Genomic DNA, 23,365 nt, shown 5'->3' on the forward strand with positions numbered 1-23,365 from the left:
GGGCGAGCGCCAGTCCTGAAGGGATCAGGTGTGACGTCTGTATCTAATCTACTGCTGTCCGGTTTCCTCCAGATTCAGGCCACTGTCGTTTAACAGGTCCAGATCGGTATCGCCGGTGCCTGGCAGGTCCAGTCCAGGGTCTTCGATGCCCGGCAGGTCCAGTTCTGGCTCGTCTTGGATGATCTCGCCAGGCAGTTCGATGCCGAGCGCGTCACGAGACTCCCGTGACTGTTCGGAGAGAGTGCTCTCGATATCCAGCATGTCTTCCCGGGTATCGGAAGCGAAGTCGCCGGAATCCGTCTGCATATCACCGAACCCGTTTGCGCCCGCGGGCGCGTCCACGGACTCCGGAAGCTCAAGTTGTTGCACAAAGGAATCGTCCAGCTCCTGATCGTCCGCGACCATTCTCATGGTCACATCAAGATCGTCCTGAGCCCAGGACAGAGCCGGTGTAGCAAGCAGAAGGCCGAGCATGGCCGGAGCAAGCCAGCGTATATGGGTATGTCTTTTCATGATGAAGGCTCCGTGTTTCCTGGAATGGCGGTGCTGAACGTTTTGCGCCGGGTTCCATCGTCCAGGTGCGCAACCAGTTTGCCGGAACCAGGGAACAGTACGTTGATGGGCAACGCCAATACGTTATCGCCTTGCTTGAGATCCACCGTCCAGCTGATGGTCTGGCGCCCCGGGAAGGGTGCCAGTTCTGCGTTGGGCGGTAGTTCCAGGGTCAGGGTGACGTTGTCCATCGCCTTGCGGGAATTGAACGCCAGCCTGACGGTTTTCAGTTCCGCTCCACTTTCGGGTTCAGCAACGGTTTCTGTTGCTGTCTGCCCGGGAGCATCTGCGATGTCTTCGGGCAATCCCGTATCTGCCGGGCCGACCTGCATACCGATGAAGATACCGAGTGCCAGCACGGCGGCAATTGATGAAGCCCAGAGTGACGTTTTGCGTAACGTGGAATTCCGAGGTGTCTCGCCAGCGAGTGCCATTGCACGAACGCGGGATTCGAAATCGTCGTCGGGCTCTGGAACGGTCTGGGCCATGATGCCTTTTTGCAGGCGTTGTTCATCCTCCCAAAGTTCTGAGCAACTGGCACACGTCGATGCGTGAGCTTGGAGGGCTTCCTGTTCATGCAGCGGAAGATCGCCGCGAACCAGGCTGTCGACCTCCTGATGGAACTGACGACACGTCATGGCATTCACCTCTTCACCCTTCACGTTGTTGCTTTTCGAAAGGTTCCATTTGTTTTTTCAACCGTTCCCGCATAAACGCTCTGCTGCGATGCAGGCGTGATTTTATCGTACCAACAGGCACATCCAGAACCGTTGCAATGTCCTCCTGGCGCCAGCCATCCGCGTCGTGAAGCAATAACAGGGTTCGTTGGTCTGGTGGCAGGGTATTCAGTAACCGCTTGACGGTTTCGCCAATGCGCGTTTGGTCGATACCGGCGGAGGCATCCGGGCTTGCCTCGCCGAGGGATTCTATAAAGGCGGTCTGGCTCTCCGCAGCGACCAGTGTACTGACGCTGATTTCTCTTTGGCTGGATTGTTTTCGGGTGAGGTCAACAAAGTGCCGGTACAACACACGGTTGAGCCATGGCTGGGGTTGCTGCACGTTTTCCAGTTCGTCCAGCCGGGGGTACATCTTGACCACGACATCCTGCACCAGATCCTCTGCATCCTGTTTCTGGCCAGTCAGGCGGTAGGCGAAAATATACATGCCTTTCATGTAAGGCAGAATCAGCCGGTCAAATCGCTTTGACGACGACGAACGAAATGGGAGCAAAGCCAATCTGATTCCCTCGGTCTGTGGTTGGCACGGTTTGGCGGGTGCCCCGTCCTCAGGCCATTCTTGTAGGTGTTCGGATGTCAGATTCTGAACATACCATCATTATTGCCTTTTGTTCGAGACAAATTTCTCGCTACAAGAACCAGTTAGCCCTTCCTTTTGCGATTTCTCGTCTATTCGGGAAAATTTTTTTGGAACCACCGCAATTAGACTTCCGTGTTAGGCCGAAAGACACAGGACGAGTCTCGAACTACAAAAAAACGTACAGAGGTAAACAAGTATGTTCATGCGCCAAACGCGACTGATGTCGATGGTCATTTTGTCGGTCAGCCTGACGGGTTGTTTTGAAAGCAGCAGCCAGACTACAAAGAATGCGGACCCAGACTACGACATTACCAATCCGGCCGTGGAGCGGGGAACTCACCCATTATTTGACCCGTTGACCACCCAATTCCCGATTCCAAGCGATTCCCTTTTCTATCTCAGTGAGGTTGACGACGGCACCATGCTGAACGGCAGCGATCCTGCCAACCCAGTGACCACGGGCATTGGATTTCTCGATGGAAATTCAGTACTGGCACCCATTGATATCAAGATCAGTGGCAGCCTGGACAGCCAGCAGACCCTTGATGCACGTGACTTTATCTCCGTGGAGGGCGAAGTTGTCCCCAACCCGGATCAGAATGTGTTCCTGATTCCCCTGGAATATGCCGGTGGCGATAGCCTCCGTCAAACCTCCGGAGAGGTCGCCGGAATTTCATCGGCGATTCAGTACCGGCGGGCACTGGCACTTGAGGAAAGCGGTAATACCGCCGAAGCCGATGCGATTTTCGATGCCCTGGTTGAGGACAGACTTCGGGTTGAGCTGCTGGATATCGATGGTGGCCAGAACAATATGATCCGGATTCTGCCGGTCAAGCCACTGGCTGAGAGAACCCGGTACGCCCTGGCCATCACCGATGACATCGTGGACACCAACGGCGACCCGCTCGTTGGCGCTCCGACCTACCAGTCGGTGGCGGACCCGGAAGCGGTGCTTTCCAATGTTGCGTTCGAGCCATTCCGCGAGGCGTTGTTACCTGCCCGCCGACTCGCTTCCGACTATTTTGAGTTCAAGCAGGCGTTTTCCATCGCTGGATTCCCAAAGACGTTCGATGACGTTGTGTTTTCCACAACGATCACCACAACGGCGGTAGACGACGTGCTGCTGGCAAATACAGCCCCGGTGACGTTCTTCCGCAACAGCCTGGGTATTGCTGCCCGACAGGAAGGGCTCCAGCAGTTGATCTCCGGATTCTACAACCTGACTCAACAGCCGCTGGAGGGGGCCGCGACGGCGGAACAGCAGAACATCAACGATGAAATCCATGCAACGCTGACGGACACAGATTTCCGCCTCTACGACGCCGAGCTCGCCGGCCTGCTCAGTGATGCCCGGGACGCTGGCATGGTTGTTCAATATCAGGACCTTGTCAGCAATGATCAGGCGGACCGCAGAGTCGCCTATGCTTTGCAGGCCGCAACAGCGATGGCCGTCGATACTGTCGCCGACAACGAGGGTGACGCGCTGGCGCTTGCAACCGCCGCTGACAACCTTATTGATGCCCCGAAGCCGCGAACGGTAAGGATGTTCAACCAGCGCGACGGTGGTGAGATAAATCCGGCGTTGGCTCAGGAAGTTCAGGGCACTCCTCTTAATATCCATGTCTATGAGGGCGAGATTACCCTGCCGTATTTTCAGGGCGTGCCGGAGGCGACGGATGGGTCAGCCCTGCGCTCGGCCAGTTGGCTCCCGGCGGACTTCAGCGCCGAAGAGTCGCTCGATCAGGCTCCCTCCGATCGGGTGACCTACCGCTTCCCGTTTGCTGAAAAGTCCGGTGAAACAACGGTTCCCATTGTGGTTGCCGCGCCCGACACCAACCAGGCCTTGATTGCCCCGCAGACCCCGGCAAATGGTTTTCCGGTGATCATCTATCAGCATGCCGTGACCACCGACCGTTCGGCGATCCTCCCTCTGGCGACAGCCGCTGGTTTGTCCTGCGCCGACCCTGGCAATACCTTTGACTGCTTCGTCACCATCGGTATCGATCAGCCGCTGCACGGTATTTTCGGAGAGGGCGTGGTTGGTCTTAATCCCATCACCACTCAGGATGGTGCTTCGGCGGACGCCGTCGAGCGTCACTTTGGCTTCGCCGCTGACGCGGATCTTAATCCGGTACCGGCGGGTGAACTGCAGGAGCCCGAATCGGGAAGTCTGTACCTGAATTTCACTAACTACGCCAACACCCGTGACAACATGCGCCAGGGCACCCTCGACCTGCTTAACGTGAACGCCTCGTTGCAGGCGATCGAGGACGCCATCAGCGCGTGTCAGGCCGCCGGCGATTGTGCCCAGGGCCTGAGCATTGATCCGAGCCGGGTCTATTTCATGAGCCATTCGCTCAGTGGTATGGGTGGCGCGGCCTTCCCACCGGTTAACAATGCAGCGAGTGCTGCGGGCAACTCCAATCTCAGCCCGGTTCTGGCCTCTAATCTGCTGAACACCGGCGGTCAGTTCACACGTCTGTTCGAAAACTCGCAGTCACTGGCACCACAGCTTCTTCCCGTGCTGGACGCCGCCTCTGATGGCGTGCTGGCGCAGGGACGTACGGAACTCAACATCTACTTCAATGTGTTTCAGTCGCAGCTGGATTCGGCAGACCCTGTCGCCTATGCCGGCTTTTATCAGAACACCAACACGTTGCTGACTGAAATCGTTGGTGTTGATGATGACCCTGAGCGCCCAACTGACGACACGATTCCCAATGCCGCGGATGATCAGCTTTACGCCATGGGGCCCCTTGAAACCACGGTTCCGGAAACCGGATTTGTGATCAGTAGTGAGCGCGCACCTCTGGCGGGTACGGATCCCCTGGCTGCGGGTATGGGCGCTGAGTCAACGCCGCTGGCAAGTGGCCTCCCAGCTATAACCCGCTATCTGGAAGGGTCACATGGCAACCCCGTGTCTGCCGGTCAGAAAGCGGCGGATGCCTTTTCTTCACGTGCGGTTTTCGACGAGATGATCGCGCAGATGCTGGAGCTGTTCAGTGATGGCACCGTTTCTGTCAGCAACCCCTGTGTCGTAGAGGATGCCGATACCTCAGGTACGGACTGCTCCGCCGAGGGCAACACCGATCCAGGCAGTGAGCCGGACGGCGGCGGAGATGGTGGGGGTGATGGAGGTGATGGTGGCCTGATTGGTGGCGGCCTGATCTAGAAACCCAACGGCCAGACAACCAGCGCTTCGGAGATCCCGGAGCGCCCGTTCCCGATAAACACGTGTATGTCGATGGCGATTCTCTCCATCAATGGGGAAGCTTTGCCTGAAAAACTGGAGCTACAGACCAATGACAACAAAAAACCGAGACCGTAAACGCCTGGCGCTGGCTATCGGCGCAATCGTATCCACAGCCCCGGCGATGGCATTCGATTTCGACATCTACGAGATCGACGCCTCGCTCTCAACGACCCTGACGGCAGGGATTGCCTATCGGTTGGAAGATCAGGACAAAGATCTGATCTCCCAGGGCAACCTGGGCCCGGAATTCGCATTCAGTAACACGGGCGCCTCGTCCAACAACTTCGACGACGGCAACCTGAACTTTGAAAAGAACGAGCCATATTCCCAGATCCTGCGTGGCCGTAGTGAACTGTTCCTGGACTACACCCCCGACAGTGACACGCTGACACGGGTCGGGGCGCTGGTGCGAGGCACCTATTATTACGACCATGAACTGAAGGATAACCGTCGCGCCAAGGACCCGGTCGGCCAGCGACGTGAACTGAACGATGAGGCCAAAGATAACGCCTCCGGTGTGGATCTTCTCGACGCCTACGTGTTTACGGACTGGTACTTCGGCGATACGCCGGTGTCGATCCGTTATGGCCGTCAGGTGGTGAACTGGGGCGAAAGCACGTTCATCCTGGGCGGTATCAACGCGGTCAATCCGATCGACGTTCCCGCGTTTCGTGCTCCCGGCGCGGAGCTGAAAGACGTATTGTTACCGGTGGAGATGTTGTATACGTCAGTTGGCCTGACGCCTGAAATCACCATGGAGGCGTTTGTTCAGACCGACTGGGAAAGCTTCAGGATTGACGACTGTGGCACCTATTTTTCCTCCGCCGACGTGGCGGCCGATGGCTGTGGCCCGGTATTACTGGCGGGCCAGGTGCCTGATTCCCAGGCACTGGAAGAGGGATTCGTGTCTCCGCGCCTGGGCGACCGCGAGCCCGGGGACAAGGATCAGTTCGGTGCCGCGTTGCGTTGGTATCTGACCGACCTGGGGGCCGAGCTGGGGTTCTACTACACCCGTTATCACAGCCGTCTTCCGTACATCAGTGGTGTGGTCAACAACCCTTCGGACCCATCGGCAAACCAGAAAAGCGACCCCAACCTGCCCAACTCCAGGTTTCCCAGCTATTTCATCGAGTATCCGGAAGACATTGATCTCTACGGCATCAGTATCAACACCACACTGCCAACGGGCACTTCGCTGGGGGCGGAATACAGCTTCCGGCCAAATCTTCCCATCCAGTGGAACACGTTTGAGCTGATCTACGGGGGCTTGCAACAGCGTGGTCCGGATGGACAGGTAGTGAGCAAGCTGGAGCAACGCCAGCGTGAGAAGGATCCCAATTTCAACTATGCCGGTAAGGCTGTTGATGGCTACGACCGTTACAACGTTTCCCAGGCCCAGGCCACATTCATTCACTTCATTGACCGGGTAATGGGCGCCGCCCGTTTCATCATTGTTGGTGAGGTTGGTGCCACCTATATCCACGATCTGCCCAGCACCTCGGAAGCCCGCTACGGGCGATCGGGCATCTACGGTGTGGGGCCGGTGCCGCTGGAGGGTGACAACTTTACCGGTGACTACTGCAGCCAGGGCACAGACAGTGACCCGCGTTTGAACATCAACCCCAGCAACTGTGGAGGTGGTGGGTTTACCACGTCCTTCTCCTGGGGCTATCGCACGCTGTTTGTCTGGGACTATCCGGATGCCGTCGCTGGCGTCAACTTGCGCCCCCGGCTCTTTTTCTCTCACGACGTGAAGGGCTACGCACCAGATCCTGGTGGCAACTTCCAGGAAGGCAACAAGTCACTGGGCCTGGCCGTCGAAGCCACCTATCAAAACGCCTACAAAGCCAATCTGAGCTACACCAACTATTTCGGGGGTGATTACAACGTCATCAATGACCGGGATTTCGTGTCGGCCTCAGTGTCCTATTCATTTTGAACCATTGTCTGAAAACCGAGGAGTAATCCATGATTAACCGAAAAAACCTGCTTTACAGTGCATTAGCGTGCTCGATGCTGTATTCCGCATCAGCCGGCGCAGCGGTGTCGGCCCAGGAGGCCGCCAAACTGGGAGATACGCTCACGCCAATGGGCGCCGAGAAGGCCGGTAATGGCGATGAAATTCCTGCCTGGGACGGGGGGCTGCTTCAGGCACCGGGTGCCTACCAGGGCGACGGCCGATACGTGGACCCGTTTCCCAAAGACAAAGAGCTGTTTCGTATCGATCAGAGCAACGTTGACCAGTACGCGGACAACCTGACGCCCGGCCAGATTGCGATGATCAAGACGTACGACAATTATTTTATGCCGGTCTACCAGACCCGGAGAACGGCGACCTATCCTGCCGACGTGCTGGAGAAAACCAAGGCCAATGCCACCGAAGTGGAGTTGGTGGAAAGCGGGAACGGTCTCAAGAACTACAAAACAGCGACCCCGTTTCCGATCCCCCAAAATGGCCTTGAGGTGATTTTCAACCATATCACCCGCTACCGCGGCGGTTCCTTTACCCGCAATGTGGCACAGGTAACACCGCAGCCAAATGGCGATTTCAGCCCGGTCAGGTTCACCGAATCGTTTACCGAGCGGGTGGCGCTGGAGGATTTCGATCCGAGCGAAGATCCCAATGTGATGTTCTATTTCAAGCAGGCCATCACCGCTCCGTCTCGCCTCGCAGGCAACGTACTGCTGGTGCACGAGACCATCAACCAGGTTAAGGAGCCCCGCCGCGCATGGTTGTACAACTCCGGGCAGCGTCGTGTTCGCCGTGCTCCCAATGTGGCCTACGATGGGCCGGGTACCGCCGCAGATGGTCAGCGCACGTCTGACAACCTGGACCTCTACAATGGCGCGCCAGACCGTTACAACTGGGAACTCAAGGGCAAGAAAGAGCTGTACATTCCGTACAATTCCTATCGCCTGACCGACGAGAGCCTGAGCTATGACGACATCATAAAGCCCGGCCATGTCGACCAGGGCCTCACGCGTTATGAGCTGCACCGGGTATGGCATGTAACAGCGACACTCAAGGATGGTGAGCGGCATGTCTACGGCAAACGGGACTTCTACATTGATGAGGATACCTGGCAGATTGCAGCGGTGGATCACTACGATGGTCGTGGCAACCTGTGGCGTGTTGCCGAAGCGCACGCGATGCAGATCTACGATGCCAACATTCCGGCCTATGCCTTTGAAACCCTGTATGACCTGTTGTCAGGGCGCTATCTGGTGATGGGGCTGACCAACGAGGAAGACGAGCCTTACCAGTATGGTACCGAGCGTCGCTCCCGTGAATACACGCCGGCTGCGTTACGCCGGGACGGCGTGCGTTAATCGTTAATGGCGGACCGATAACCCTGCCTGGCTTGGCAGGGTTATCCCCGACGGGGGACCACATCAAAGATCCCTGCCCGGTAAAGTTCCTTATAGCTATTCCCGAATCACTCTGTTAGTGTGCCCAGCATCCTGCCTCTAGGGATTTCCGCAATTCAAGGCTTCAAGCCCGTGCGAACCATCCATACGACCTGTCAGAGGACGTCACCCCGTTAACGGTGTGTGGCCGTAGTCGTCTTTTATTCCATGAATCTTCATGGCATCTGCCCGCATTCGCCGAGATCGGTGTTCGTGGAGGCAGACTAATCAAGAGTTGATCCACTATGAGTTTTTCTTCACTCGGTTTGTCCGAGCAACTGGTCCGTGCCACTGCCGACCAGGGTTACGAAACCCCATCACCCATCCAGGCCAAGGCCATTCCCGCCGTTTTATCCGGCAGGGACGTGATGGCGGCTGCCCAGACGGGTACCGGTAAAACCGCAGGGTTCACCCTGCCATTGCTGCAGCGCCTGGCGGAAAACCCCCGCACTGGCAAAGGCCCGCGTGTACTGATCCTGGCGCCTACCCGCGAGCTGGCGGCCCAGGTACATGACAGTGTGGCCCTTTACAGCCGATACATGCCGACCAAGTCCGCCGTGGTATTTGGTGGCGTAAAAATCAATCCGCAGATGATGAAGCTGCGTAAGGGCCTGGACGTGCTGGTGGCCACACCCGGCCGTCTGATGGACCTGTATCAGCAGAATGCAGTTCGCTTCAACGAAGTGGAAATCCTGGTGCTGGACGAAGCCGACCGCATGCTGGACATGGGCTTTATCCGTGACATCCGCAAGATTCTTGCGCTGTTGCCCGCCAAGCGCCAGAACCTGTTGTTCTCCGCCACCTTCTCCAATGAAATCCGCACCCTGGCCGAAGGCCTGCTGGATAACCCGGTGCAGGTGGAAGTGGCAGCCCGAAACACTGCTGCGGAAAGCATCAAGCAGTCGGTCTATCCGGTTGATCAGAGCCAAAAAACCGCCTTGCTGAGCAAGCTCGTGCGAGACAATGGTTGGGAGCAGGTGCTGGTGTTCACCCGTACCAAACACGGTGCCAACCGCCTGACCCAGAAGCTGGAGCGTGACGGTATTACCGCTGCTGCGATCCATGGCAACAAGTCACAGGGTGCTCGTACCCGCGCCCTGGCTGATTTCAAACAGGGTGAAGTGCGTGTACTGGTCGCAACCGACATCGCAGCCCGTGGCCTGGACATCAAACAGCTGCCCCAGGTGGTGAACTTCGAATTGCCGAACGTGCCGGAAGACTACGTTCACCGCATTGGCCGTACTGGTCGTGCCGGTGAAAGCGGCCATGCACTGTCGCTGGTTAGCGCCGATGAGGGCAAGATGCTTGCCGGGATTGAGAGGCTGATCAAGAAGCAGTTGCCGCGCAAGTCTGTTGAAGGCTTCGAGCCCCAGAACAACCTGCCATTGAAGCCAAAAGCCAAGGCAGACCCCAGCCGGGCCCGTGGTCGCGGCGGTAACGGTGGTGGCAATGGTAAGCCCGGCGGAAATGGCCGTAGTTTTGGTGGCAAGCCGGGTGGTCGCAGTGGCGGCCGTAGCCAGAATGGCAACGGTGGTCAGGCAAGGCGCTCACCCCAGCGCGAAAACGCGTAGTCCTGCCTACTCCACGAAAACGGGGCCCCAGGGCCCCGTTTTGGGTATTGGCTCAGGCTGACTTTTTGCCGTCCGGTGTCTTTTTCTCGAGGCCGGTGTCGGCGCCTTCCGGCACAAACACATCACGTACGGTCAGCGGCTTGCCGTCGGCATCCTGAACTTCAACCGGTAAAATGGCACGCCCGGTTTCGCGGTCCCTCAGGTCCAGCGGTGTTTGATCTGGCGCCGGATTCCATTTGTCGCCCCACTGGCGAAGGGCGATCACAATCGGAAACAGGTCCCGGCCTTTTTCGGTCAGTCGGTACTCGAATCGTGAGCCGTGTTCGCCCACATCCACCTTCTTCAATACCTCGTTGTCCACCAGCCTCGCTAACCGGTCGCAGAGAATGTTGCGGGCAATACCCAGCTCTTGCTGGAAGTCCACAAAGCGGCGGGTGCCATACATCGCGTGCAGCACTACAAGCAGAGACCACCAGTCACCCACCTCGTTAAGGGCGCGGGCGACGGAGCAATTGGAGTCATCAAAACGTTTTCTGGCCATGTTTCGGAGTGTACCTAATAGGGTTGCATTTTAAAACCAGATTCAATATGGTTGCTTAAAGAAACCAGATTAGTAAGGTTGCGATCTACCATGAGCATGAATCTTGGCCCTTTGTTTGAACCCTTTGAACTCCACAACCTGACCCTGCGCAATCGCGTGGCGATGGCTCCGATGACCCGCAATTTCTCGCCGGGCAACGCCCCGAGCCAGGATGTGGTGGACTATTATCGCCGCCGCGCTGAAGGCGGTGTTGGTTTGCTGATTACCGAAGGCACGACAGTGAATCATCCTGGCGCCAACGGTTATCCGAATGTGCCGTTCTTTCATGGCGACACAGCTCTCGCCGGCTGGAAGGATGTGGTTGATGCGGTCCACGAGGCTGGCGGGGCCATTTTCCCGCAGTTGTGGCACGTGGGTGCCGTACGCAAGGAAGGCACCGAGCCGGACCCATCCGTACCCGGTTACAGCCCGTCCGGTCTGTTTTCACCGGGCAAACCCAACGGCAAGGCGATGAGCAAGGACGACATTGACGACGTCATCACGGCGTTTGCCGACGGTGCTCAGGATGCCAAAGCGTTGGGCTTTGACGGTGTGGAGATTCACGGCGCCCACGGTTATTTGCTGGATCAGTTCCTGTGGGAAGGCACCAACCAGCGTGATGACGAATACGGCGGCAGTATGGAGAACCGTCTGCGCTTCGTGGTTGAGATCGTTGAAGCTGTCCGCCATCGGGTAGGCCCGGACTTCCCCATCATGCTGCGTTTTTCCCAGTGGAAACAGCAGGATTATGAAGCGAAGCTGGTGAACACACCCGAGGAACTGGAGCAGTTTCTAAAACCGTTGGTGGATGCCGGTGTGGATATCTTTCACGCCTCCACGCGCCGCTTCTGGGAGCCCGAATTCGAAGGCTCTGACCTGAACCTGGCAGGGTGGACCCAGAAACTGTCTGGCAAGCCGACCATGTCGGTTGGCAGTGTGGGCCTGACGGAGGACTTCATCAGCGGTACTTTCGCCAGTAAGAAGGAAGCGGTGGAGCAGTCCGGCATCGACGAACTGGTTGAGCGCATGAACAACAGCGAGTTCGAATTGATCGCCGTTGGCCGCGCATTGCTGCAGGACCCCGAGTGGCTGGTGAAAGTGAAGGACGGCCGTATTGGCGAGGTCGAGCCGTTCGCGAAAAAGTCGCTGGCAAAGCTCTACTGATCAGACAAGGCGTTGACAACAGGCCCCGGCGAGACACCGGGGCTTTTTTGTGTCTGTCCGGGCTGTAATTTAACCTGTTGCCGAAACCCGTATGATTAATGCTCTTGTTTTCAACTAAAGGGATACACCATGAAGTCTGTAACTTCTCTTTCAGCCATTGTCCTGCTTGCGTTGACTCTGGTTATGGCCGGCTGCGCCACGGTCGGCCAGGACTTTGCCACCCATAACGTTGACCAGATCGAGATCGGCGATACCACCCGCGCCGATATCCAGGAGATGTTTGGTGAGCCCTGGCGCACCGGTATCGAGGACGGCAAGCGCACCTGGACCTACGGCAAGTATCGCTGGTCTGCTTTCGGTGACGCCGAGACAACGGACCTGGTGGTGCGATTCAACGAAGATGGCACAGTGTCTTCCTACGTCTACAACACCACCAAGTAACGATCAGATTTCCGGAGGCTGGTGAATGGATGACCAGGGTGATCCGGCGGATATCGAACAGTTACTGGACCGTATAGAAGCAGGGGCCGCTGGTCGTTCTCACGTTTCCATCGGTGAAATGATGGATGCAGTCGGGCGCCGGACCTTTGGGCCGCTGGTGCTTCTGGTTGGCCTTATTCTGGTGACGCCCCTCAGTGGCGTGCCGGGAATGCCGACCCTGTTGGGCCTGCTCACACTGCTGACGTTGGGGCAGGTTCTGTTGGGTCGGACCCAGTTCTGGCTGCCCAGCTTGTTGCTCCGGCGTCAGGTTCCCCGCCAGAAGCTTGTACAGGGGCTCCATTTACTGCGCCCGGCCGCACGGCGGATCGACCGCCTGATACGCCCAAGATTCACTTTCCTCGTCAAGGGTCCTGGCCTCTACGCCATGGCGCTTGCGTGCATGGTGATTGCGATCGTGATGCCGGCGACGGAGCTCGTGCCATTCAGTGCCAGTATTGCTGGCGTGGCGCTGATGACATTCGGCCTTGCGATGATTTCGAAAGATGGTCTCCTTGCCGTGCTTGCCTGGGGTGTTTCGCTGGCGGGGCCGGTGATGTTGGTGCGAACCATCGGCAGCTGAATAAGGCCAGATTACGTAAAGTCGGGGGTTATGAACTAAATTGTCAGTAGAAGAACGCCTCATTCACAGGCGAAAGAGGAGAAACACCATGATACGTTTATTCTATCTGGTATCTTCGATTGACAGTGCAAAAGAAATCTCCGACGACCTTCACGAGCACGACGTCACTGACTGGCGCTTCCACATTGTCAGCAAGGACGAGGCCGGCCTCTACACTCACCAGTTACACACCGCGTCCATCCTGGACCGAACGGATCTGCCCAGGTACGTGGAGCGCGGCGCCATAGCCGGCTTTGTGCTGGCGCTGGCCTTCCTTGTACCGTTGGCCTTGCTGGAAGTTCTGAACATGCCGGCGGCCGCCTGGATCGCCCTGTTTATCTTTGTGGTGGTAGCGGGCGCCTGGGTTGGTGGCTTTGGTGGTATCCAGAGTGAAAACTACCGTATCGAGCCGTTCCATCATGATATTGAGGCAGGGAAGTACCTGATCATGGTGGATGCCCCGAAGGACCACATTCCCAAGGTCAAGGAACTGATGGCGAAGAACCACCCCGAGGCCAAGTTGCAGGGCAAGGATTCCAGCATTAACAATCCGTTTGCCGGCCGGCGTCGGCATAAGATCAAACAGGCCTGATGCGAGGCACTGTTCAAAACGGAATGGTTTCATGACAAAGAACGGTGTCATTCTCACCGGCGGTGGCGCGCGGGCGGCGTATCAGGTCGGCGTGCTTCGCGCTATCGCTGACATGTATCCGGACTGGAACCACCCGTTCAATGTCATTATCGGTACCTCGGCCGGGGCGATCAATGCCATGGCCCTTGCCGGTAACCGGGGGCTGTTTCGCCACAGTATTGATCATCTCGATAAAGTCTGGTCGGAACTGACCATGGACCGGGTATTCCGGGCGGATACCTTTAGCCTGATGCGCAGCTTCAGCGCCATCGCCCGCAAGATGATCAGTCGCCCCATTGAGAGCGGGCCGGTTTCCTTTCTGGATAATTCGCCACTGCGGGAATTGCTGGAGCGGGAGATCGACCTGCAGAGCATTCGGCAAACCATTCAGGAGGGCCACATCGACGCTGTGGGCCTGAATGCCTGCGGTTACGCGACTGGCCAGAATGTGTGTTTCTTTGAAGGGGCTGAAGGGCTGCAAGGCTGGTCGATCGGACAGCGTGGTGGCACCCGCACAGAGTTGGCAGTGGACCACATCATGGCGTCTGCGGCTATTCCCACTCTGTTTGCGCCGGTGAAGATCAACCGCGAGTACTTTGGTGATGGCGTGACCCGCCAGATGGCCCACATCAGTCCGGCATTGCGACTGGGTGCACGCAAGGTGCTGGTGATCGGGGTTAGTGCCAACGCGATGTGCCCATCCAGGCGCCCGGAAAAACCCGGTATGCCAACGCTGACCCAGGTACTGGCCCACGTGTTCAACGGCATGTTCCTGGATACGCTGGATTACGACATCGATCGCTCACGGCTGATCAACCAGTTGCTGGAACTGATCCCCGAGAAGAAACTGAAGGAGTCCGGGCTGGACCTGAACCCGGTGGATATTCTGGAAATTTCCCCTTCCGAGCCCATCAACGAAATCGCCATGAAATACATTGACGCCATGCCGCTGGTGTTGCGACGGTTGACCGGTGCTTCGGACAACGCGCCTTTTTCCAGCGCCAATCTCGCCAGCTTCCTGCTGTTCGACAAACGCTTCTGTCGCGATTTGATTGAGCTGGGCTACCGGGACGGCCAGAGCCAGTCCCGGCAGATTGAGCGGTTTTTTGAGAAGGAATCCGGGGCTGAAGAATCAGCCCCTTAACCCACCAACCAGCTTGTCGATGCTTTCCTTGGCATCGCCAAACAGCATGCGGGTGTTGTCTTTGAAGAACAGCGGGTTTTCCACGCCTGAATAACCCGTGGCCATGCCCCGCTTGAGGACAACCACCTGGCGCGCTTTCCACACCTCAAGCACCGGCATACCGGCAATCGGGCTGCCCGGGTCTTCGGCGGCGGCCGGGTTTACGGTGTCGTTGGCACCGATAACCAGCACCACATCGGTGCTTGGGAAATCGTCGTTGATTTCGTCCATTTCCAGCACGATGTCATAGGGCACATGGGCCTCGGCGAGCAACACGTTCATGTGTCCGGGCAGGCGACCCGCCACAGGGTGAATGCCGAAACGCACGTTGACGCCACGGTCCCGCAGGATTTTCGTCATTTCGCTGACGCCGTTCTGGGCCTGCGCCACAGCCATGCCGTAACCCGGCACGATGATCACTGAATCGGCATTGCGCAGTTCCTCGCACACATCATCCGCGGAGGACTCATAGACAGACTGGTCAGTATCGGCCGCGCTTGAGCTGCTGCTGGTCTGGCCGAAGCCGCCCAGGATGACGCTGATAAACGACCGGTTCATAGCCTTGCACATGATGTAGCTGAGGATGGCACCGCTGCTGCCTACCAGGGCACCCACCACAATCAGCAGGTCATTACCCAGCATGAACCCGATAGAGGCCGCCGCCCAACCGGAGTAGCTGTTGAGCATGGACACCACCACCGGCATGTCGGCACCACCGATGGCCATGATCAGGTGAATGCCGAGCACCGAGGCGATGACCGTCATGATGACAAGGGAAATCAGCCCCAGCGCCATGCTGTCGGTACCGAGGAACCAGGCACCCAGCAATACGCAGGCAATGATGGCCACCAGGTTCATCAGGTGTCGGCCCGGCAGGGTCAGGGCTTTGCTGTCGATGCGCCCATCCAGTTTGCCGCAGGCCACCAGCGACCCGGTGAAGGTCACGGCGCCGATAAAGATACCGACAAACACTTCCACCAGCTTGATGGTGTGTTCGGCACCCGTGGTGGCTACCAAGGGCTCGATATAGCCTGAGAAACCGACCAATACCGCCGCCAGGCCCACAAAACTGTGCAGCAAGGCCACCAGTTGCGGCATCTGGGTCATTTCCACCTTGTTGGCGATGGGGATACCAATACCGGCGCCCAGCAGCACCGCAATCACGATCGCGATAACACCACCGTCCACGCTCGCCAGGGTGGCGCCAACAGCGATGATGATGCCGGCGACACCATAAAGGTTCCCGCGCCGGGCGGATTCCTGATGGCTAAGGCCACCCAGGCTGAGGATAAAACAGATACTTGCGACCACGTAGGCCACGCTCACCAATCCTGTGCTCATATCGGGCGCCTCCTACTTGCGAAACATTTTGAGCATGCGATGGGTGACCCGGAAGCCGCCCCCCACGTTGATGCTGGCAATCAGCACCGCGAAAAAGGCCATGATGCCAACGGCCAGATTCTCCGCCTGGGCCAGGTGGAGAATGGCACCGATCACAATGATGCCGCTGATGGCGTTGGTCACGCTCATCAGAGGCGTATGCAGGGACGGGGTCACGTTCCAGATGACCTGCCAGCCGATAAAGCAGGACAGGACAAACACCGTGAAGTGCTGCAGGAAGCTTTCCGGCGCATGGGCACCAACCCCGTAGAGCGCCAGGGCCGTGACCAGCAGCAGCGCGCCCTTGCCAAACTGGTTGCGGCGTTTGGCGTCTTGCCTCGCGGCCTCCTTGTCGGCAGCCGTGGGTTCTTCAGTGCCGGGCGCCGGCTTGGGGCTGACCGGCGCTTCCGGTTGAGGTGGTGGCCAGGTAACGTCGTTCTCCCGCACCACCGTCAGGCCACGGATCACATCGTCTTCCATGTTGACCTGGGGCTGGCCGTCTTTCTCTGGTGTCAGTTCAGTGATCAGGTGTACCAGGTTAGTGGCATAGAGATCGCTGGCCACCTTGGCCATACGGCTGGGCAGATCGGTGTAGCCAATCAGCGTTACGCCATGATGGTGAGCGACCTTGCCGGGCTCCGTCAGCTCGCAGTTGCCCCCGCGTTCCGACGCCAGATCGACAATCACACTGCCGGGTTTCATGGATTTCACCATATCGGCGGTGATCAGCTTGGGCGCAGGCTTGCCGGGAATCAGGGCAGTGGTGATGATGATATCCACCTCTTCGGCCTGTTCCGCGAACAGCGCCATCTCCGCCTTGATGAACTCGTCGCTCATCTGCTTGGCGTAGCCGCCGCCACCGCTGCCGTCCTCGTCGTCGAAATCCAGCACGAGGAACTCGGCGCCCATGCTTTCAACCTGTTCTTTCACTTCCAGACGGGTATCAAACGCCCGCACAATGGCGCCCATGCTGTTTGCGGCGCCGATTGCAGCGAGGCCAGCGACGCCGGCCCCGATCACCATGATCTTCGCCGGTGGTACCTTGCCAGCCGCCGTCACCTGGCCGGTAAAGAACCGCCCGAAGTTATTGGCCGCCTCAATCACCGCGCGGTAGCCGGCAATATTGGCCATGGCGCTCAAGGCGTCCATCTTCTGGGCACGACTGATGCGGGGCAGGCTATCGATGGCGAAGGAAGTAATCTTTTTGGCCGCCAGTTTCTCCAGCAGCTCGGGATTCTGCGCTGGCCACAGGTAGCTGACCAGGAACGCCCCTTCCTTCATCAGATCCACTTCGTGTTTCTTGAGCGAAGGGTTTTTCATCGGCGCGCGAACCTTGAGGATAAAATCCGCGTCCTGCCAAAGCGATTTGGTGTCCGCCGCAATGGTAGCGCCCACTTTTTCGTAGGCGTCGTCCGTGTAATTCGCGGCCTCACCCGCACCGGCTTCGACCATCACCTCATAGCCAAGGCCTATCAGCTTGTGCACCGAGGGCGGCGTTGCCGCTACCCGTCGTTCATCCTCGAAAATCTCCCTGGGGATACCGATCTTCATTGTAAGTACGTCCTCCGGAATGACCGATTCACTGAAAATCTCGGTTTTTACTTATAGGTAGACGCTAACAGATTTACAAAGGTTTTCCTAAAAACGAACAAAGCGAAAAAACGGAAAGGTAAAACGAAAAAAATAATAAGCCCGTTAGAGGTCCTTCTCTAACAGTGCCTGTACCTCACTTTCGGCCAGCCCATCCAGCATTGCCCCCCGAAACTGGCGGTTGATAAACCGCTCGGTTTCATGTTGGATCATTGCCCGCTGCGCCGGTTTCTCGATGTAATCCATTGCCCTGAAAAGGATATAGCGAATGGTCATGCGGGAGATCTCATGAATCGTCTCCGTCGGCACAGCACTGACCAGCCGCCGCTCGATAATATCCTCCGCCATCTCGCGCGCGCTGGCATCCAACTGCGCCTCAAGCGCCCTGCGCAACAAAGCCGACGGCCCGTGAAGCTCCCGCACCGCCACGGTCGTCGCTGCCGGGTTGGCCAGGAAGTAGTGGTAAACAAACGTCACCGTATCGTGGGACGCCTGCTCCGACGACTCCGCCATCCGCCGCAACTCCCGCACGCCGGCTTTCATGTCTTCGGCAATGTACCCAAGTACCTGCAGACCGAACTCGTCCAGATTCTTGAAGTGCCGATAAAAAGTATTGGGATTCAGTCCGGCCTCACGGGCCAGTTCCCGGAGACCGAGAGATGTCAGGCTGCGGCTCTGGGTAATCAACCTGAGCGCCGCCTGAATCAGCTTCAGTTTTCCACCACTTAAAACATTCATGAAGCATCACCAAAGTTCGAAGGGGTAATTGGGAAGGCTTTTCCGAAACTGTGCGGAGCCATGGATGGCGGAGCCCAAGCGCCACATGGATGTGCTCGAGCGTGTTTCGGAAAAGCCTTCCCAATTGCCCCAGCCCCCGAAGTTTGATCTGGGGGACAGTTAGTTATCAAACGAGGCCAAACAGCCAGATCCAGATGTTTGGAAGTATACAACTGTCTACTCTGTTGGGTATACATGTGTCTACCGCCAATCATCATGGCGAAACAGACAACAACAGGCAAGGCCAAAAGGCCAGCGAACAACGAGGTGGAAAACATGAGTCAGACAGCAAAAATCGCCATCATCGGCACCGGATTCTCCGGCCTGGGCATGGGGATCAAACTCAAGGAAGCCGGATACGACAACTTCGTCATCCTCGAACAAAGCGACGACGTCGGCGGCACCTGGCACGAAAACCACTACCCCGGCTGTGCCTGCGACGTCCAATCCGCCCTCTACTCCTTCTCGTTCGAACAAAACCCCAATTGGACCCGCATGTTCGCCCAGCAGAAAGAAATCCAGGCCTACCTGCGAAGCTGCGCCGAAAAATACGACCTCATGAAACACGTGCGCTTGAACACCCACGTGGCGGGTGCCCGCTTTGACGAGAAAACCCAAAGCTGGACCGTCGAAACCTGCGACAGCCCCAAACTCTGGGCCTACATGCAGGACAAGGGCCTGAACCCCGGCGACAAACTCAACCGCAAAGACAAGGGCCTGCCCAAATTCAGCACCTTCAAGGCGGATGTTGTGGTTTCCGGCATGGGCGGCCTTAGCACCCCGGCATACCCCAACATCAAAGGCATCGACACCTTCACCGGCAAAAGCTTTCACTCCCAGGACTGGGACCATGACTACGACTTCAAGGGCAAGCGCGTAGCGGTGATTGGCACCGGCGCCTCAGCCATTCAGTTCGTACCGGAAGTGGCCAAAGACGCAGCTCACCTCGACCTCTACCAGCGGACTCCACCATGGATCGTACCCAAGCCTGACCGCGAGATCCGCTCGCTGGAACGGATGATGTTCCGCAAGTTCCCGCAGACCCTGAACGCCTTTCGCCAGAGCATCTACTGGATGTTGGAAGCACGGGTACTGGGCTTTGTAGGCAATCCGCGAATCCTCAAAATCGGCGAATTACAGGCACGCCGCCATATCCGCAACCAGATCAAGGACAAGGAACTGCGCAGGAAAGTTACCCCGGATTTTCACTTCGGCTGCAAGCGGGTGCTGATTTCAAACAACTATTACCCGGCGCTGGCCCAGAATAACGTCGACGTGCTGACCGACGGCATCCGCGAAGTGCGTGGCAATATGATCGTGGATAACAACGGCCATGAGAGGGAAGTGGACTGCATCATTTATGGCACCGGCTTCAAGGCCCAGGACCCGATACCCGCAGGCATGGTACATGGCCGTGGCGGCCAGGACCTGCTGGATGCATGGAAAGGCGGTGCCGAAGCCTACAAGGGTAGCGCCATTGCCGGCTTCCCCAACTTCTTCATGCTCATGGGCCCCAATACCGGCCTCGGCCACAGCTCCATGGTCTATATGATCGAAAGCCAGACCCAGTATGTGCTGGATGCCCTGAAGAAAATGGACAAGCACGGCTGGAAGAGCGTGGAAGTGAAGGAAGACGCCCAAAGCCAATACAACGCCTCTATTCACGCCAAGCTCGGCGACTCCGTGTGGCAGACCGGCTGCAAGAGCTGGTATGTGAACGAGAACGGCAAGAACACCACGCTGTGGCCGGGCTTCACCTGGCAATTCCGCCAGCAGACGAAGCGGTTTGATGCGGGGCAGTATGTGTGTGAGCCAGAGGCAGAAGGCGTGCGTGAGGTAGCGCCGGCGCTGTAAGTCGTCGACCAAAAATTACCCAATATGGGCATTAATTTACCCATATTGGGTATTTATAGGCTAGCAGCTATTCCCCGTTAGCTTAATAGCTGCCAGTTTCACTTCTTCGCAAACCCGAAGGAGGCTGGTAACCAGGCTTTCGTCCACGTCGATGACCCCTTCGTACTCTGCAAGGTTTCGTTTGCGATGTGCCTGATCAAGAATGCGCCATTTTGCAGGAGGCAGGTCGAGTGTGTGCTGCAGACATTGGAAAACGAGGTATCGGTTGTCAGAACGATAACCAAGATGACGTAGTGCTGCGAGTGACAACGCATGAGCGGCGTTGTAGGCCAGATCAAAGCGGCTTTCCTGGCTGAGGGATTCGAGATGAGCGTCTTGCAGCCGGATAGTGCCGGATTGCAAAAGGCCATTTACTTCGATGACATCCGCCGCTTCGTGATGGAGTTTGCGGATGTCCACCAGATTCTCAAGTGCTTCCTTGTTCATCAATGATTCCCTTCAATAGGAGGTACGGTCCATTCAGTACCTTTCTGATAAACGGATTATCGTTTGCCCGGCGCTTTTCGAATTCGTGCCGTGTGTAGAGCGTGGGGTTCACAGGCCGCGACATTTCCTGTTCCACAGGTTCCAGCGTCGCAAAAACATCTTCAAGGGTTAACGTATCGGAAACCAGCATAAGATCAATATCGCTGTTCGCCCGATCAGTGTTCTTGGCAACCGAACCATAGATCAGCGCCACGTCGATTTCGCTTTCGATGGGTCTGAGAGCGTTACTGACGAACTGAGCCGGCCCAAGGGTTTTGGCAACCAGGGAACACAACTCCGGAAAGATAGGGGCATTCTGATTGGCTCTGTATCGTTTCTGACGCCCCCTGATATCCACAGTGACTAGCCCGCTGTCCACCAGGCGACTAATCTCCCGTTGTACCGCGCCTGATCCGGCTCTTGCCCGTTCGATCAATTCGGCCATTGAGAAGTCCTGATCAGGTTGCATGAACAGTAAACCCAGAACTTTTTGCCGGGTGCCTGAAAACAGGGCATCTGCAAGGCTGGAATTTGAGGTTGTGCTTGTGGTCATTGGGCTGATTCGCGGCATACCTAATTTGGGTAACTTTATACCCATATTGGGTATCTCGTAAAGTCAGTTCCCTGATTGCCATCCAGTTTACCAAAAGCTTGATAGAAAGCTTTGTCTGAATCATGGTTTGTGAAAGGGAGCAAATGGAGCACGCACCATGACCAAACCAATCCTTCCTGACCTATCCCAAATTCAGGCAGCAGAGCAGCGCATTCGACCGAAGCTGGGCGAAACACCGCTCCTGACTGTGCCTGACCTGAACGCCGCAATCGGCCAGCCACTGGGTCTGAAATGCGAGAGTCTTCAGCGCACCGGCAGCTTCAAGGCCCGGGGTGCCCTGAACTGGCTGCTGACCGCCAGTGCTGACGAACTCAAGTCCGGCCTGGTGACGGTTTCCGCCGGGAATCATGCAATCGGCCTGGCCTGGGCGGCGGCCATGCAGGATGTTCCGCTCACGGTGGTGATGCCGGAAGGTTCCAGCCCGTTGAAGATTCACCGCACCCGGGCGCTGGGTGCCGAGGTTATTGTGCACGGTAATATTCAGCAAGCGGTGGCCCGGTGCCACGAATTACGGGACAACAGCGGGTTAACATTGGTCCACCCTTATAACGACGTTCGAATTATGGCCGGGCAAGGCACCGTTGGTCTGGAATTGCTGCGCCAGCAGCCGGATGTGGATCGGATACTGTGCCCCATCGGAGGCGGCGGTTTGATTTCCGGGCTGGGGCTGGCCATTAAGGCACAAAAGCCGGAGGTGGAACTGATCGGCGTGGAGCCGGAAGGCGCGGCCACCATGTTCAACGCCTGGCACAAGCAGGATGCCAGCGCCAGCCTCGACTCGGTGGATACCTGGGCCGCCAGCCTGGCACCGGCAGTGGTCGGTGACTGCACCTATGCCGCGTCCCGTCAGGTGGTGGACCAGATCGTGACGGTTACCGAGTCGGCTATCCGGGAAGCCACACGTCGCCTGCTGACTGAAGCCAGGCTCTATGTAGAGCCTGGTGCCAGTGTCGGGCTGGCGGCGTTACTGGAAAACCAGGTTGCGCCTGATCCGGACAGGGCCACGGTTCTGATTATCACCGGTGGCAACCTGGATCCGGAACAGGTCAGTCAGTGCCTTTGACCGTCTGAATAGGCTGGCTTAGCTGACCAGCGTTCCGCCATCCACCGCCAGGCACTGTCCGGTAATGTGTCGTCCGGCTTCAGACGCCAGCAACACCGCTGCACCTTTCAGATCTTCTCCGCCACCAAAGCGTTTCAGTGGAATGCGCTCAAGCATTTTGTCGCCTTGTGCATCCAACAGTCCCTGAGACATCTTGGACGGGAAGAAGCCTGGACAAAGCGCGTTCACATTGATGTTGTAATGACCCCATTCGGACGCCAGGGCGCGGGTGAAGTTCACCATGGCGCCCTTGCTGGTGTTGTAGGCGATGGTCTGCATGCCCTCCGGGTTGCCAGATAGCCCGGCAATGGAGGCGATATTGATCACCTTGCCGGTCTTGCGCGGGATCATGCAGCGCTTGCCGACGGTCTGGGTGAGGAAGAAGCTGGCGTTCACGTTCAGGTTCATCACCTTCATCCAGCCTTCGGGCGGATAGTCTTCCGCCGGGGCGCCCCAGGTGGCGCCGGCGTTGTTCACCAGAATGTCGATGTCGCCGAGCTGCTCGATCACCTGATCCACCACCTTGGGAATGCCTTCCAGATCGCCCAGGTCGGCGGCGATGGTCACCACCGTCACGCCCTGGCTTTCCAGGTGTTCTTTCGCCGCGTCCAGCTCGTGCTGTTTGCGGGCGCTGATGGCGATCTTCGCGCCCAGTTCACCAAGCGCCTCGGCCATTTGCAGTCCCAGGCCGCGGGAGCCGCCAGTGATGAAGGCGACTTTGCCGGACAGGTCCAGTAGTTGTTTTACGCTCATAGTCGATTCCTTG

21 protein-coding genes are annotated in these 23,365 nt (G+C 57.5%); 11 read left to right on the plus strand and 10 right to left on the minus strand.

Annotation, left to right across the window (positions count from 1 at the left end; all coding sequences use genetic code 11):
* Positions 1 to 48: 48 nt before the first annotated feature.
* Genes B2590_RS08955 through B2590_RS08965 form a run of 3 tightly spaced genes read right to left on the minus strand, consistent with a single transcriptional unit; the run spans position 49 to position 1,788 of the window.
* Positions 49 to 513, minus strand: a complete 465-nt coding sequence (locus B2590_RS08955; RefSeq protein WP_041332918.1) for a hypothetical protein — start codon at positions 511 to 513, stop codon at positions 49 to 51.
* Entirely contained in the window at positions 510 to 1,190 is a 681-nt protein-coding gene (locus B2590_RS08960; protein ID WP_041336465.1) for an anti-sigma factor family protein, read from the minus strand. The genes B2590_RS08955 and B2590_RS08960 overlap by 4 nt, the downstream gene beginning before the upstream one ends.
* A gap of 13 nt (positions 1,191 to 1,203) precedes the next feature.
* Positions 1,204 to 1,788: an RNA polymerase sigma factor gene (locus B2590_RS08965; protein ID WP_227662332.1), complete on the minus strand. Its 585-nt coding sequence runs from the start codon at positions 1,786 to 1,788 to the stop codon at positions 1,204 to 1,206.
* Between the two features lie 277 nt (positions 1,789 to 2,065).
* Between B2590_RS08965 and B2590_RS08970 the strand changes: the two genes are divergently transcribed.
* The 4 genes from B2590_RS08970 (at position 2,066) to B2590_RS08985 (ending at position 10,101) form a co-directional block, all read left to right on the plus strand.
* Positions 2,066 to 5,041, plus strand: coding sequence for a hypothetical protein (locus B2590_RS08970; protein WP_278366655.1), 2,976 nt, complete (start codon positions 2,066 to 2,068; stop codon positions 5,039 to 5,041).
* Between the two features lie 130 nt (positions 5,042 to 5,171).
* The gene (locus tag B2590_RS08975) at positions 5,172 to 7,061 is read left to right on the plus strand and encodes a DUF1302 domain-containing protein (protein WP_041332926.1); all 1,890 of its coding nucleotides are present in this window, start codon (positions 5,172 to 5,174) and stop codon (positions 7,059 to 7,061) included.
* A gap of 29 nt (positions 7,062 to 7,090) precedes the next feature.
* Positions 7,091 to 8,452 carry a DUF1329 domain-containing protein gene (locus B2590_RS08980; protein ID WP_041332928.1) on the plus strand — a complete coding sequence of 454 codons (1,362 nt, stop codon included), beginning with the start codon at positions 7,091 to 7,093 and terminating at the stop codon, positions 8,450 to 8,452.
* 323 nt (positions 8,453 to 8,775) lie between these two features.
* Positions 8,776 to 10,101, plus strand: a complete 1,326-nt coding sequence (locus tag B2590_RS08985; RefSeq protein ID WP_036211594.1) for a DEAD/DEAH box helicase — start codon at positions 8,776 to 8,778, stop codon at positions 10,099 to 10,101.
* A gap of 52 nt (positions 10,102 to 10,153) precedes the next feature.
* Here B2590_RS08985 and B2590_RS08990 read toward each other — a convergent pair whose 3' ends face one another.
* Positions 10,154 to 10,642, minus strand: a complete 489-nt coding sequence (locus B2590_RS08990; RefSeq protein ID WP_126810962.1) for a winged helix-turn-helix transcriptional regulator — start codon at positions 10,640 to 10,642, stop codon at positions 10,154 to 10,156.
* 90 nt (positions 10,643 to 10,732) lie between these two features.
* On the opposite strand from B2590_RS08990, the gene B2590_RS08995 reads away from it, so the two are divergent.
* The 5 genes from B2590_RS08995 (at position 10,733) to B2590_RS09015 (ending at position 14,719) form a co-directional block, all read left to right on the plus strand.
* Positions 10,733 to 11,845 carry an NADH:flavin oxidoreductase gene (locus B2590_RS08995; RefSeq protein WP_041332930.1) on the plus strand — a complete coding sequence of 371 codons (1,113 nt, stop codon included), beginning with the start codon at positions 10,733 to 10,735 and terminating at the stop codon, positions 11,843 to 11,845.
* Positions 11,846 to 11,974: 129 nt separating this feature from the next.
* Positions 11,975 to 12,286, plus strand: a complete 312-nt coding sequence (gene bamE, locus B2590_RS09000) for an outer membrane protein assembly factor BamE domain-containing protein (protein ID WP_041332932.1) — start codon at positions 11,975 to 11,977, stop codon at positions 12,284 to 12,286.
* A 25-nt stretch (positions 12,287 to 12,311) separates the two neighbouring features.
* A complete protein-coding gene (locus B2590_RS09005) occupies positions 12,312 to 12,905 on the plus strand; it encodes an exopolysaccharide biosynthesis protein (RefSeq protein WP_075194639.1) in 594 nt (197 codons plus the stop codon).
* Between the two features lie 88 nt (positions 12,906 to 12,993).
* Complete coding sequence (locus B2590_RS09010; protein WP_036211583.1) at positions 12,994 to 13,536, plus strand: hypothetical protein; 543 nt, start codon at positions 12,994 to 12,996, stop codon at positions 13,534 to 13,536.
* Between the two features lie 31 nt (positions 13,537 to 13,567).
* Positions 13,568 to 14,719, plus strand: coding sequence for a patatin-like phospholipase family protein (locus B2590_RS09015; protein WP_091644050.1), 1,152 nt, complete (start codon positions 13,568 to 13,570; stop codon positions 14,717 to 14,719).
* On the opposite strand, the gene pntB is transcribed toward B2590_RS09015, so the two are convergent.
* From pntB to B2590_RS09030, 3 genes are all read right to left on the minus strand, one after another.
* The gene (gene pntB, locus B2590_RS09020; RefSeq protein WP_075194641.1) at positions 14,708 to 16,099 is read right to left on the minus strand and encodes a Re/Si-specific NAD(P)(+) transhydrogenase subunit beta; all 1,392 of its coding nucleotides are present in this window, start codon (positions 16,097 to 16,099) and stop codon (positions 14,708 to 14,710) included. The genes B2590_RS09015 and pntB overlap by 12 nt on opposite strands.
* A gap of 12 nt (positions 16,100 to 16,111) precedes the next feature.
* Positions 16,112 to 17,689 (minus strand): Re/Si-specific NAD(P)(+) transhydrogenase subunit alpha, encoded by a 1,578-nt coding sequence (locus B2590_RS09025; protein ID WP_286847926.1) that lies wholly within the window; start codon positions 17,687 to 17,689, stop codon positions 16,112 to 16,114.
* A 144-nt stretch (positions 17,690 to 17,833) separates the two neighbouring features.
* Complete coding sequence (locus B2590_RS09030) at positions 17,834 to 18,466, minus strand: TetR family transcriptional regulator (RefSeq protein ID WP_075194643.1); 633 nt, start codon at positions 18,464 to 18,466, stop codon at positions 17,834 to 17,836.
* Positions 18,467 to 18,781: 315 nt separating this feature from the next.
* On the opposite strand from B2590_RS09030, the gene B2590_RS09035 reads away from it, so the two are divergent.
* Positions 18,782 to 20,359, plus strand: coding sequence for a flavin-containing monooxygenase (locus B2590_RS09035; protein ID WP_286847927.1), 1,578 nt, complete (start codon positions 18,782 to 18,784; stop codon positions 20,357 to 20,359).
* A gap of 60 nt (positions 20,360 to 20,419) precedes the next feature.
* Here B2590_RS09035 and B2590_RS09040 read toward each other — a convergent pair whose 3' ends face one another.
* Entirely contained in the window at positions 20,420 to 20,845 is a 426-nt protein-coding gene (locus B2590_RS09040) for a hypothetical protein (RefSeq protein ID WP_036211569.1), read from the minus strand.
* Complete coding sequence (locus B2590_RS09045) at positions 20,826 to 21,329, minus strand: nucleotidyltransferase domain-containing protein (protein ID WP_273064687.1); 504 nt, start codon at positions 21,327 to 21,329, stop codon at positions 20,826 to 20,828. Before B2590_RS09045 ends, B2590_RS09040 begins: the two co-directional genes overlap by 20 nt.
* 265 nt (positions 21,330 to 21,594) lie before the next feature.
* Between B2590_RS09045 and B2590_RS09050 the strand changes: the two genes are divergently transcribed.
* Positions 21,595 to 22,560 (plus strand): threonine ammonia-lyase, encoded by a 966-nt coding sequence (locus tag B2590_RS09050; protein WP_286811874.1) that lies wholly within the window; start codon positions 21,595 to 21,597, stop codon positions 22,558 to 22,560.
* Between the two features lie 18 nt (positions 22,561 to 22,578).
* Here the strand turns inward: B2590_RS09050 and B2590_RS09055 are convergent, their stop codons facing one another.
* Positions 22,579 to 23,352: an SDR family oxidoreductase gene (locus tag B2590_RS09055; protein ID WP_286811875.1), complete on the minus strand. Its 774-nt coding sequence runs from the start codon at positions 23,350 to 23,352 to the stop codon at positions 22,579 to 22,581.
* Positions 23,353 to 23,365: the final 13 nt, after the last annotated feature.

The organism is Marinobacter sp. UBA3604 (assembly GCF_002375325.1).
In the GTDB taxonomy this organism is placed as follows: Bacteria; Pseudomonadota; Gammaproteobacteria; order Pseudomonadales; family Oleiphilaceae; genus Marinobacter; species Marinobacter salarius.